The following is an 11,924-nucleotide window of genomic DNA, read 5'->3' as shown; positions in this document are numbered from 1 at the left end:
GATTTATGAATATATTTCAAGACATTTTGCAGGCATGCCTTAACAGCAATTAGCAAAGCGTCATGATTCCTTATTGCCTTCTTCTTGACTGTGCTTCTCTTGATCGATCAAAGCTACGATTTCGAGTGCAGCTGCTTCATCCGTTACGAGTACATCATTGTGTCCAAAGCGCATCACTGCCGCTATAGCCTCGCCTTTGCTCTTGCCGCCGGCAACACCTATAACAACTTCAGTTTTAACAATATCCTCGAGCCGTAACCCCACCGTTTGCATTTTGTGCACGACAGCGCCTTTTCGGTCAAAATAAAACCCGAATGACTCCGCCAAAGCACCCTCAGCTTCCATAGCATCAATAACTTCACGCTCTAGCCGCCTGCGTCTTGCCATAACCATAGCATCTCCGATACCATGTACAACGATGCGAGCACTGCGGATGACATCCACAATTTCTCGAATGTTCGGCTCTTGCATAATAGATGCAAAAGCTTCCTCTCCCAGATGATCCGGCACATGCAAAAGTCTATACTGCGCTCCTGTACGCTTAGCCATCATGGAAGCAATCGTATTCGCTTGGTAATCCAAGCTCTCCCCTAGACCACCTCTAGCCGGTACGAACAAGTTCGTATTCAGCTGAGAAGAACTAATCAGTTGATTCGACAGCTGTGCAATCGTCGTTCCGCCTGTTACAGCTACAACGTCGTTAGGCTGCATTACCTTGATAAGCACCTGACATCCCGCACGACCAAGCTCTCGCTTTGTTTGGGCAGAGACTTCCGAATCGCCAGCAACTATAATGACCTGCGATAGGCCGTAGTGGCTGCGAATCGTTTCCTCCAGTTCGGATAGTCCGAACATTGTCTTGTAGAATGGCTCAAGCTGCTCTAAAAGAAGCTTGCCTGAATCGCTAATCCGCATGCCTCCCGAATGAATCTCGAGCAGCCCCTGCGTCTTTAGGAAATCGGTCTCTGCCCGAAGCATACGCTCCGTCATCGATAATACAGAAGCCAACGTTCGACGTCCGATTAAATCCGATACCATTACTTGATGCAAAATCGAATATCGTTTCTTCATGACCTCTAGCAGATCAGGCACAAGCTGCTGCTGCAGTTCAATGATCTGACGCATTTCTCATCCTTCACTCCATCGGCCTATAGCGTATTCGCTTCTTCAAATACGTTGGACTCAATATGTCCCGCGGTATCATTTCAAGTCCCACCTTTAGTTTATCGGAAATAACCGATTGTAGCAATAGCCGATTATCAATTGGAAACGGTTTCCGACGCATTTTTAACAAATTTAATTTTTGAACATCGCTTGCTTTAAAATCTTTAATATCATATAATCATTTTTGCGACTATTTTCTTACAAAAGCAGATAGCAGCAACAGCAGCTTTTCCTTATGCGCCCGTGGTCCAATGGATATGACGCAGCCCTCCGAAGGCTGAGATCTAGGTTCGATTCCTTGCGGGCGCGCCATTACTTTTTATTATCGCAAGTTCAAACTCTATATTGATACACACGAACCGTTCCTATACGCTGGAACGTTTTTTTTATTTTAAGCAACGGCCAAGTAATTAATCTCCCGCTATAACATCCAACCTATGCCTCATGGAAAACACTCCAAATTGCGCTTGTTTATTTCATCCAATCCACTTCAAACCCATTTTTTTCGTATACGCAGCAAGGGAATTGCAGACCTGTTTGACTATCTTTGACTTTTGACTTTTCATCCGTTATTATGAGAATACGATTTAACCATTCATTGTTTTTTAGGAGGGGGCTTACGTTGGATATGAATTTCGTTCCTATGGTTATTGAGCAAAACAATCGGGGTGAGCGTGCGTATGACATTTACTCTCGCCTACTGAAAGATCGCATTATTTTTCTAGGATCAGGTGTAAATGACGTGGTGGCAAACTCCATCATCGCTCAATTGTTATTCCTGGCGGCAGACGACCCTGAGAAGGACATTTCTCTTTATATTAACAGCCCGGGCGGCTCAATTACGGCAGGCATGGCTATTTACGATACGATGCAATATATTAAACCTGATGTATCTACGATTTGTGTAGGTATGGCTGCTTCTATGGGTGCTTTCTTGCTTACTGCAGGTGCAATTGGCAAACGTTATGCGCTTCCGAACAGCGAAGTCATGATCCATCAGCCACTTGGCGGTGCAGAAGGTCAAGCAAGCGATATCGCCATTCGTGCGAAACGCATTATCGGCATGCGCGACAAGCTGAACGGTATTTTGGCAGAGCGCAGTGGACAATCGCTTGAACGTATCGAGAAAGATACAGACCGCGATTACTTCATGAGTGCAGCAGAAGCTAAAGAATATGGCTTGGTTGATAAAGTAATTGAGAAACTCGCATAATTCATTCCGCTAGGTAATAGGTTTGAACGCAAAAAAGAGCAAGTTCGGATTCATCCGAGCCTGCTCTTTTTTATTGCAAACACATTCGTAAGATTATTGTACATTCCATATAAAAAAAGAGCTGCCGCCGCAAGCTCATAATGAACCTGCGTGACTTCTCTCCTTCTTCATTATTGGTTCTCCAGCTCTTCTTTGCTTACCAAAGCGACTAAAGCGTTTACAGCCTGTTCTGCGTCCGAACCCTCGGCACTAATGGATACTTCAGTGCCAGAACTGATAGCCAAACTCATAATACCCATTATGGATTTAGCATTTACTTTTTTGTCGTCTTTCTCTACAAATACTTCGGAGGAAAATTTGTTCGCTTCTTGTACGAATAATGCTGCTGGTCTTGCATGTAGTCCAGTCTTAAGACGAACAACAACCGGAAGCCTTGTCATGGAAACCATACCCCCTATATTTTTCTCAATCATTAGCATGCGGCAAAAGCTTATACGGCTCTGTTTGCCGTCTTCTGGCTGCAAAAGCTCGTTTCCGGACAAAGATAAGATGTGTAAGTATCAATGCTGCTTATTCTTATCTTTAAAAATTGCGTCATTTTAAATTATTATATCATTATACCAGCTGATGCACTAGGATAAAAGTTCAGACACCACGGATTTTTTCCGCAAGTGCGTCGATTTTGCGCAAACGATGGTTTACGCCTGACTTACTGACCTTTCCTCCGAGCATTTCGCCGACCTCTGTCAAATTCATATCCGGATGCTGAAGCCTTATCTCAGCTACTTCCTTCAGCTTATCAGGCAAGCTATCCAGTCCTACTTCACGTTGAAGCAGCTTAATGTTCTCGATCTGACGAACAGCTGCACCGATCGTTTTATTTAGATTGGCCGTTTCGCAGTTTACGATCCGGTTTACTGAATTGCGCATGTCGCGCATGATTCGAACATCTTCAAACTTGAACAGAGCTTGGTGCGCACCAACAATATTGAGGAGCTCGATTATTTTCTCGCCCTCTTTGATGTAGAAGATAAATCCCTTTTTTCGTTCAATGCATCTCGCGTTAAGATCAAATTTGTTCGCAAGGTCAACTAAAGACTCACAATGCTCTTGGTACATCGAAGAGATTTCCAAATGATAAGATGAACCTTCTGGATTGTTAACCGATCCGCCAGCAAGAAACGCACCCCGTAGATAGGAGCGTTTGCAGCAAGGCTTGCGAATGATTTCCTTATCGATGCCTAAATTGAACATAAAGCCTTCCGATACAATTTTGAGCTCGCTTAATATTTCCTGAACTCTAGCCGGTATACGGACAATATACACGTTGTTTTTTTTCAATCTCATCTTTTTACGGACAAGCAGTTCTACATGCACATCATAATGTTTTTTGAGCAGGGAATAAATCCTTCTGGCAATCGCGGCATTTTCCGTTGAGATGTCCAAAACGACTTTGCGGCTAGATACGCTAACCGAACCATTCATCCGTATGAGTGCAGATAGCTCCGCTATCTCACAGCAGCTGTCCGCTTCAATTAATGTCAGCTCTTTCTTTGTTTGGGCCGCAAATGACATTGTGTATCACCTCTTTCGTAACATCCAGTTCTCTACCAACTTATAAATATGATGGCTTAAGCGTTCAGCATCATGCCGCAGAAAAGTGCGAAACAATACTAGCCGATCCGCAATGACTTCATAACCCTTTTGCGTAACTGCATCTAAATCCAAATGGACGGCCTTTGCGCCAAGCTCAGCATATCTGCTTTCGATTTGCGGCGGAATTTCGCCGTCATTTACAATGACATAATCGAATAGATGTTGACCGATATGAGCATGAATGGCATCAAGGTGATCGCCTACCGAATAGTTATCAGTTTCCCCAGGCTGGGTCATAACATTACATACAAATAATTTTACGGCTTCTGATTCCACGATCGCAGTTGCCAGTTTAGGAACTAGCAAGTTTGGAATAATACTTGTATATAAGCTGCCCGGTCCAATCAAAATAGCATCGGCCTGTTCGATGGCCTCGACCGCCTCTCGCAGCGGTTCGACATCGGCTGGTTCCAAAAATACTCGTTTAATGACCTTGCCAGCTTTCGGAATCATGGATTCCCCTGTGACAATGCTGCCATCAGCCATTTCCGCTTTAAGTACGATAGCCTGATTCGCTGCGGGCAGAACCCGTCCTCGAACCGCTAACACACGGCTCAGCTCACGAATCCCCGTTACAAAGTCGCCGGATATATCGGTCATTGCTGCCAGCATAAGATTACCAAGGCTGTGGCCTGCAAGTCCCGGTACCGTTTTGAAACGATACTGAAGAACCTCAGTCAGCAGCGGCTCAGCATCCGCTAATGCCATAAGTACGTTCCGAATGTCACCCGGAGGCGGAATTTGCAGCTCATTGCGTAAAATGCCTGAGCTCCCGCCATCATCGGCAACCGTAACGATCGCGGTAATATCGAGCGGTTTCTCCTTAAGACCTCGCAGCATAACAGAGAGACCTGTACCGCCGCCAATTACGACGATTTTAGGCCGTCTCATTATCTTGTGTCTACTTTGCATTCTCTCACCTCGTCAATGCTTGTCACGTTCGGCATCGCGATGGCTGACACGCACACGTTCCGTATCACTGCTGCCGAGCATGCGTCCCAAATATTCTGCTATAGCAACGGAACGATGCTTACCGCCAGTACAGCCAATACCGATAACAACCTGACTTTTCCCTTCCTTACGATAAAGCGGAATAAGGAATTGCAACATATCCAGCAGCTTCGTTAGAAATTGCTGAGTTTCAGGCCATTTCATAACGTATTCATATACATCGGGATTTTGACCGGTATTTGGGCGTAGATGCTCGACATAATGCGGATTAGGCAAGAAACGAACATCATAGATCAAATCCGCATCGATAGGAATGCCATATTTAAAGCCAAAGGAAGTTACATTTATCGACAAGCTGTTTTGCTCTAGGTGTGTAAAATGAGAAATAATACGTCCCTTCAATTGTGCTGGTTTCAAAATACTCGTATCAATAACCTGTGATGCCCAGCCCTTTAAATCCTCAAGCAGGCGACGTTCGTTGCGAATGCCCTCAAGCGGCATGCCCTCAGGCGCCAGCGGATGACGACGTCGGCTTTCCTTATAGCGCTGAACCAAGACAGAATCAGTTGCATCCAAAAATAAGATTTCACAGCTAATCGTATAATGCTCCTTGATATAGGCCAACGACTCCGAAAGCGCCGTGAAAAATTCACGCCCGCGCAAATCGATAACAAGCGCAACGTTGCCGATTTTACCGTTCGACTGATCGATCAACTCTGCAAATTTAGGAATAAGAACGGGCGGCAGATTATCTACGCAGAAGAAACCGAGATCCTCCAGGCTTTGGACAGCAATGGTCTTGCCCGCGCCAGACATCCCGGTTATAATGACAAGCTTTGCTACTGCTGCTGTCGTTTCCATGAATAAACCTCCTAAAGACTTTGCGAATGCAAAGTCACTTCGTAAGGATACGCTTAAGGTTTGCTAAGGCAAACCTACTTCCTATGGATAAGCTAAGACTTTGCAGATGCAAAGTCTCTTCGTCATTTACAACTATGAAATTAACCTCTTAGAATAAGGCCAGCTGCGCCTACAACGCCAGCGTTGTTGCCTAGTGTTGCCGCTACGATTTGCACATTTTCTTTCGCTTGATCCTGTGTATACTTGTCGAATACTTCACGAATTTGCTCGAATAAAAATTCTCCAGCCTTCGAAACGCCGCCGCCAATGATGAAATATTGCGGATTCAATACAATAGCGATCATCGCCATTGATTTACCCAAATAATAAGCAGCACGGTTTACGATGCGAGTTGCTACTTCGTCTCCTGCTTTAGCCGCATCAAGAACATCCTTCGCCATAATATCCTCAACAAGTGAAAGCGATGTACGATCGCCGCGTTCAACCGCATCCTTTGCCATACGGATAATACCTGTTGCAGAGGATACCGTTTCCAAGCAGCCAATTTTGCCGCAGCCGCATACAATAGCTTCAAGATCAGGCACGATAGCCATATGACCAAGCTCGCCAGCCATACCCATAGAACCTTCAACGATTTTACCATCTATAATTATGCCGCCGCCTACGCCTGTGCCGAGTGTGTAGCATACGCAGTGCGCGATGCCTTTGCCCGCTCCGCCCCAAGCTTCGCCTAGTGCAGCAACATTCGCATCATTATTAACTTTAACTGTCTTATTCAGCTCTTGCTCCAAATAAGCCTTAAGATTGACGTTCTCGATTTTTAAGTTTGGTGCAAATTTCACAATTCCGTTTGGAATATCTAAGAAACCAGCAATACCAACGCCTACCCCGTCAACTTGCTCCCAATCATAGTCCGATTCCACTACGATTTGTTGTGCATATTTCGCAATATTTTGAAGGATAGTGTCCGTTCCTTTACTCGCCTCCGTCGGCCCCTCGTACGTCTGGAGCAATTGCCCATCCGAATTACAAATACCTACTTTAATAGCAGTTCCGCCGACATCGACTCCAACGTAAATCTTCTCAGACATCACTAGTCCACCTCATCAATATGTTAATCTTCTCTTGTAACACTATAAGCGACCTTCATCCTCTGGTCAAGATAGAGGAATACTGGCAAATCAACCATTCTGGGCTTGGAAAAAATGCCTTCAGCATTTAATGAAAAAGCTATACCTTCAAGCATGTCGCTCTGCTGGTATAGCCCCTTCTTTATCTTATGTTGCAACTCGTCAAGTATTAAAGCGATTTGCTCCAGTCGTGCGTAATTGCACCCTCCAAATATCTTTCACAATCCAGCGCAGCCATACAACCGCTGCCTGCTGCTGTAATTGCTTGACGATATTTGCTGTCTTGAACATCTCCACAAGCGAACACGCCCGGTACGTTCGTTTCAGATGTACCTGGTTTCACAACAATGTAACCATGATCGTCTGTATCGATTTGGCCTGCTAGGAATTTCGTGTTTGGCGTATGGCCGATAGCGATAAAGATTCCGTCTGTATCGATAACATCCTCTTCACCTGTCTCATTGTCACGAACTTTAAGCCCAGTAACACCCATGCCCGTTGCTACAACCTCAACCGGTGTACGGTTTAAGCTCCAGCTGATTTTCTCGTTCTCACGAGCGCGATCCTGCATGATTTTTGATGCGCGAAGCTCATCACGACGGTTAACAAGCTCTACATTTGAAGCAAAACGAGTAAGGAAGTTTGCTTCCTCCATCGCAGAGTCGCCGCCGCCTACTACGATAATTTTTTTACCGCGGAAGAAGAAGCCATCGCAAGTTGCGCAAGTGCTTACGCCACGGCCAACGTTTTCTTTCTCGCCTGGAATGCCGAGGTATCTAGCCGATGCACCAGTAGAAATAATGATGCTCTCCCCAACAAGCTCGCCATGGCCCTCCACTTGAAGCTTGAATGGACGCTCTGACATATCCACGCTATTAACCCAACCCGTAATAAACTTGGCGCCAAAGCGCTCCGCTTGCTTACGCATGTTTTCCATCAGCTCAGGACCCATAATCCCTTCCGGGAAACCAGGGAAATTCTCAACCTCTGTTGTTGTCGTCAATTGACCGCCCGGTTCTGGACCTTCAATAATGAGTGGGCTCATGTTAGCGCGAGCCAAATAAATAGCTGCTGTAAGCCCCGCAGGACCAGTACCGATAATAATTGATTTGTACATAAGCTTCACCTCGTAAAAGTTTATTCGTCCTGTAATTCTTGCGTAAAGAAGACGGAACTCATCGACTTCATCTTTTCTTTGATGCCGCAAACTTCATCAATAATCTTGACGTTCTTGCTGACTGTCGCAATAGATGTACCGTATCTGGTGGAAACTTCGTGATAGGAGATAGCACGACGATGCATTTTTGCAGTCAAATATTCTAATGCGGCCGCCCAGCTCTCCGGCTTCGTAAGCTTCGGAGCATCTGGATATACTCGCGTCAAAAATTCCACCCATAAGGTCATCAAATCATGCTGCTGAACCAAATCATACTGCTTGCTCATGCGATCAAGAGCGATATCTGCAACAGCCTGCCATTTATCTTCCCATACAGGCAGACTTGAAGGGACCCTGTTCGGCTCAATGACCGTTTCTTTGCCTTCCAGCACCACATGTAAAGGCTCTTGTACGCCCATTGTCCGGAGTACAAAGATGGCAATCCGTTTTAGATAATCATCCTCTTCCTTCTCGAGCAAAAACGTCTGAAGAACATCCTTCACTTCGCTGTCGGCGATCATCCCTAGAGCCTGAATAACCTGCAGCTTCGTGTCCTGATCACCATGACGCAGCGCCCAGAAGAACGACGACCGTACTAAAGGATCACGCTTCAGATGATCGGGAATGCCATCGGAGGATTTCTCCCATAGCTTAAACTGCTCTTCGAACGGCAAATGATAGTGATAGCTGATGGCAGCCGTCTGCTGCCCGCTTCGTACTAGCTCAAGCTGCTCCATATAATAAAGAGGAATGCTTGATTTTGGATCGAGCTTGATTGTCTGCTTCCATAGGCGCTCTGCTTCCTGCAAACGTCCGATATTGCAAGCTGCAACAGCCGCGTAATGATACAGGCTTGGATCCTGAGTGAGCTCTGAGTCTTTGAGAAGTCTGGTGAAATGCTTATAAGCAGCACCATGCTCTCCTAAGATGCCCATTGTTGTTGCCAGTTTAAACACATGCTCTTGATGGAACGGTACCGTCTTCGCAAGCAGCTCAACAAGCGGCTTCAAGCTTTTTTCATCGTTCTTGTGCTGATAAAAAATAGCAAGGTTGCACAGCGCATGCAGGTTGCCCGCTTCAAGATCAAGCACTTCATGGATCGTATCCATCGCTTTATCGAACATGCCCATATAGTAGTAGGCCAATGCCAAATTATTTCGAGCAGCTAAAAAATCTGGCTGTCCTTCGATAATTTTCTCCAAAATGCGCACAGCCTCAGTGAATTTACCTTCCTCCAGCAGCGTGCGCGCCAAATCATGCTCGACCATGCCTTCACGAGACTTAATGTTGGTTAGACGAGTAGGACGCTCCAGTTCAAAATGCAGTAGATCCATCATATCTTCCGCTTCATCCAGAAACTGTCCTTCGGAGTCCTCTTCCAAATATCGAATAAGCGAGCCCTCGGCTGCTTCATATTGTTCTAAATTAGCAAAATTGTTCGCCATATAGAAATGGCACTCCGTCATCGTCGGATCAAGCTCATCTACAATCCAACCGAGGATTTTATTCGATTCCTCATAGTTGCCCATTTCAGAAAGAATGCCGGCCATATTACAATGGTTTACCGGATTCTCCGGCTCGTATTCGACGGCGCGACGAAAATATTTAAGTGCCTTGTCATAATGGAGCCGATCAAGCGATCGAACCGCACGTTCGAAAAAAAACGTAGCGTCCCATTGAACCGGTATGACTTTCGTCTGTTGATCTACGGCAACTCGTTTCTTTTCTTTCACCCGCAAGGCACCTCCCGTTACTTCCGATTTTATACGATTATACCATAGCAATACCCCTGAGAACATGAAAGAATATGTGGGAAAATCGCGGATGGCAAATACACCACCCGCGATTTCCCACGGCATTACTATTCATTTCGTTAGTTCTGCATTCCATTTGAACGTTTAGACACCATTGCTTTTGAACAATGTGCTAATGGAGCCGCCCTCCAAAATAATGCGTGTTGCTTCAGCAAGAAGCGGCGCAACGGAAAGCACCTTGAAGCGTTCAGGAGTCGATTCCGGCAAGCTGATTGAGTCTGTTACGATGACTTCTCTAATATTGGGATGATCCAAACGCTCAATGGCAGAGCCGGAGAATAACGGATGCGTTGCGCATACAAATACATCCTCAGCGCCGCGCTCCTTCAAGCTTTCCACAACGTTAACAATCGTAGATCCCGTATCGATGAGATCCTCGATAATAATCGGAGTTTGACCTTCGACATCACCGATAACATGTGTGATAACTGATTCATTATGCGCAGGGCGTTTCTTGATCATAATCGCAAACGATGTATCCAAGTAGTTCGCTAGCTTCTCAGCAGTTGAAGCACGTCCTGCATCCGGCGATACAACAACCGGGTTCTTGATGTTTTTCGACTTCAAATAATCGCTGATTAAATCTAGCGCAGTCATATGATCGACTGGAATGTTGAAGAAGCCTTGAATAGCTGGAGCATGTAGGTCGATTGTAATCACTCGGTTCGCTCCTACTGTCGTGAGCACATCCGCCAGCATTTTCGCTGAAATCGGCTCCCGAGGTGCTGCTTTGCGCTCCTGACGCGCATAACCGTAATAAGGCATGATGATGTTGACCGTTCTTGCGGAAGCACGCTTCGCCGCATCAATCATAACAAGCAATTCGACAAAATGCTCGTTGATTGGATGTGAGAATGATTGTACGAGAAATACATCGCAATTCCGAATCGTTTCCTCGTAATGTACGTAAATCTCTCCGCTTTTAAAACGGGACATCTTGATCGCACCTAGCGTCAGACCAAGCTCTGCACTAATTTTCTGAGCCAATACCGGATTAGACGAACCCGAAAAAATACGCACCTTGTCGCTTAACATGATACCCTCCTGAGCGTTAAAACCAATTAATTTGACGGAACAAGTACTCGTCTTTGCCGGATCATTCGACAAAGCTTATTTGATCATCTATATTATACATGGAATTTACGATATTTCAAAAATCAATCATCACTAATTTTCGACAATTAAATGTCGCAAGCTGCTTAAAGCCAACTTCTTTGAGCAAATCGTACGCTTGATCCAAATATTGGCCTAGTCTTTCAGGCTGGTGAGCATCCGAACCAACCGTCAGCGGAATGCCTAGTTCCAGTGCATATTCCAGCATTCTACGGCTCGGAAACATCTCTGCTGCAGGTGTGCGAAGGCCCGATGCGTTGAGCTCAATCGCAAGTCCATGCTTCTTGACTGCCTCTAGTGCAGCGTTCTCCAAATGGGTAACATTTTCCTCCGGCTGAAAGCCAAAACGCTTGATGACATCAATATGTCCAATGTAGTCATAGAACCCGCTTGCGGCTGCTTTGCCCACGGCTGCGTAGTACTGTTCGTATACAGCCATACGATTGCGGCCTTCCCAGCCTCCCGTTTGCCGGAAATCGGTGATGTCCCACTCCTCAAGAAAATGAACAGAGCCAATCACATAGTCCCAAGGGTACGCGCTCACGATCGCAGCGATCTGCTCCTCGCAGCCCTCGATATAATCGCCTTCAAGCCCAACACGTATGTCGATTTGTCCCTTATACTTTTCCTTAAGCGCAAGGCATTCCTCCACATAACGCGGAAGCTCATCCATCGGCATAGCCATTTCCGGATAATAAGTCGCAGGGTCAACGTGGAGCAGAGGCATATGATCGGAAAGGCCGAGCTGCACGAGTCCGATCTCTATGCCCTTCTTTACATATTCCTCTAGCTCTCCGACGGCATGACCACAGCGAGCATGATGCGTATGGTAATCGATAAACATGTGCGTACCGGCCTTTCTGCTG

11 protein-coding genes and 1 tRNA gene are annotated in these 11,924 nt (G+C 45.8%); 2 read left to right on the top strand and 10 right to left on the bottom strand.

The window, feature by feature from the left end; all coding sequences use genetic code 11:
* Positions 1-60 precede the first annotated feature (60 nt).
* Positions 61-1,125 (bottom strand): sugar-binding domain-containing protein, encoded by a 1,065-nt coding sequence (locus MHH56_RS01140; RefSeq protein WP_339206024.1) that lies wholly within the window; start codon positions 1,123-1,125, stop codon positions 61-63.
* A 276-nt stretch (positions 1,126-1,401) separates the two neighbouring features.
* Here MHH56_RS01140 and MHH56_RS01135 point away from each other — a divergent pair.
* Together MHH56_RS01135 and clpP are read left to right on the top strand one after the other, a co-directional pair.
* Positions 1,402-1,476 (top strand) — tRNA-Arg (locus MHH56_RS01135).
* A gap of 316 nt (positions 1,477-1,792) precedes the next feature.
* Positions 1,793-2,377, top strand: a complete 585-nt coding sequence (gene clpP / locus MHH56_RS01130; protein ID WP_169091151.1) for an ATP-dependent Clp endopeptidase proteolytic subunit ClpP — start codon at positions 1,793-1,795, stop codon at positions 2,375-2,377.
* A 170-nt stretch (positions 2,378-2,547) separates the two neighbouring features.
* On the opposite strand, the gene MHH56_RS01125 is transcribed toward clpP, so the two are convergent.
* The 9 genes from MHH56_RS01125 to hisJ all read right to left on the bottom strand — a co-directional run bounded on the left by MHH56_RS01125 (position 2,548) and on the right by hisJ (position 11,902).
* Positions 2,548-2,817 (bottom strand): HPr family phosphocarrier protein, encoded by a 270-nt coding sequence (locus tag MHH56_RS01125; protein WP_028609180.1) that lies wholly within the window; start codon positions 2,815-2,817, stop codon positions 2,548-2,550.
* Between the two features lie 205 nt (positions 2,818-3,022).
* Positions 3,023-3,952, bottom strand: a complete 930-nt coding sequence (gene whiA, locus MHH56_RS01120; RefSeq protein ID WP_339206023.1) for a DNA-binding protein WhiA — start codon at positions 3,950-3,952, stop codon at positions 3,023-3,025.
* Positions 3,953-3,958: 6 nt separating this feature from the next.
* The gene (locus MHH56_RS01115; protein WP_339206022.1) at positions 3,959-4,924 is read right to left on the bottom strand and encodes a YvcK family protein; all 966 of its coding nucleotides are present in this window, start codon (positions 4,922-4,924) and stop codon (positions 3,959-3,961) included.
* Positions 4,925-4,957: 33 nt separating this feature from the next.
* A complete protein-coding gene (gene rapZ / locus MHH56_RS01110) occupies positions 4,958-5,845 on the bottom strand; it encodes an RNase adapter RapZ (protein WP_339206021.1) in 888 nt (295 codons plus the stop codon).
* A 140-nt stretch (positions 5,846-5,985) separates the two neighbouring features.
* Positions 5,986-6,936, bottom strand: coding sequence for an ROK family glucokinase (locus tag MHH56_RS01105; protein ID WP_339206020.1), 951 nt, complete (start codon positions 6,934-6,936; stop codon positions 5,986-5,988).
* A gap of 208 nt (positions 6,937-7,144) precedes the next feature.
* Positions 7,145-8,092 (bottom strand): thioredoxin-disulfide reductase, encoded by a 948-nt coding sequence (trxB, locus tag MHH56_RS01100; protein ID WP_339206019.1) that lies wholly within the window; start codon positions 8,090-8,092, stop codon positions 7,145-7,147.
* 20 nt (positions 8,093-8,112) lie between these two features.
* Complete coding sequence (locus MHH56_RS01095; protein ID WP_339206018.1) at positions 8,113-9,864, bottom strand: tetratricopeptide repeat protein; 1,752 nt, start codon at positions 9,862-9,864, stop codon at positions 8,113-8,115.
* A 165-nt stretch (positions 9,865-10,029) separates the two neighbouring features.
* Entirely contained in the window at positions 10,030-10,980 is a 951-nt protein-coding gene (locus MHH56_RS01090) for a ribose-phosphate pyrophosphokinase (RefSeq protein ID WP_076270752.1), read from the bottom strand.
* A gap of 115 nt (positions 10,981-11,095) precedes the next feature.
* Entirely contained in the window at positions 11,096-11,902 is an 807-nt protein-coding gene (gene hisJ, locus MHH56_RS01085) for a histidinol-phosphatase HisJ (RefSeq protein WP_339209452.1), read from the bottom strand.
* Positions 11,903-11,924: the final 22 nt, after the last annotated feature.

Origin of the sequence: Paenibacillus sp. FSL K6-3182, from assembly GCF_037976325.1 — a bacterium.
Lineage (GTDB): Bacteria > Bacillota > Bacilli > Paenibacillales > Paenibacillaceae > Pristimantibacillus.
The sequence above is the reverse complement of the archived record's forward strand: the minus strand, read 5'-3'. Positions and strand labels throughout refer to the sequence as shown.

What these genes read in the sequence shown, in the direction of transcription:
- MHH56_RS01140 (WP_339206024.1), bottom strand. Translation starts at nt 1,125, where the DNA reads ATGCGTCAGATCATTGAACTGCAGCAGCAGCTTGTGCCTGATCTGCTA.
- clpP (WP_169091151.1), top strand. Translation starts at nt 1,793, where the DNA reads ATGAATTTCGTTCCTATGGTTATTGAGCAAAACAATCGGGGTGAGCGT.
- MHH56_RS01125 (WP_028609180.1), bottom strand. Translation starts at nt 2,817, where the DNA reads ATGACAAGGCTTCCGGTTGTTGTTCGTCTTAAGACTGGACTACATGCA.
- whiA (WP_339206023.1), bottom strand. Translation starts at nt 3,952, where the DNA reads ATGTCATTTGCGGCCCAAACAAAGAAAGAGCTGACATTAATTGAAGCG.
- MHH56_RS01115 (WP_339206022.1), bottom strand. Translation starts at nt 4,924, where the DNA reads ATGAGACGGCCTAAAATCGTCGTAATTGGCGGCGGTACAGGTCTCTCT.
- rapZ (WP_339206021.1), bottom strand. Translation starts at nt 5,845, where the DNA reads ATGGAAACGACAGCAGCAGTAGCAAAGCTTGTCATTATAACCGGGATG.
- MHH56_RS01105 (WP_339206020.1), bottom strand. Translation starts at nt 6,936, where the DNA reads ATGTCTGAGAAGATTTACGTTGGAGTCGATGTCGGCGGAACTGCTATT.
- trxB (WP_339206019.1), bottom strand. Translation starts at nt 8,092, where the DNA reads ATGTACAAATCAATTATTATCGGTACTGGTCCTGCGGGGCTTACAGCA.
- MHH56_RS01090 (WP_076270752.1), bottom strand. Translation starts at nt 10,980, where the DNA reads ATGTTAAGCGACAAGGTGCGTATTTTTTCGGGTTCGTCTAATCCGGTA.
- hisJ (WP_339209452.1), bottom strand. Translation starts at nt 11,902, where the DNA reads ATGTTTATCGATTACCATACGCATCATGCTCGCTGTGGTCATGCCGTC.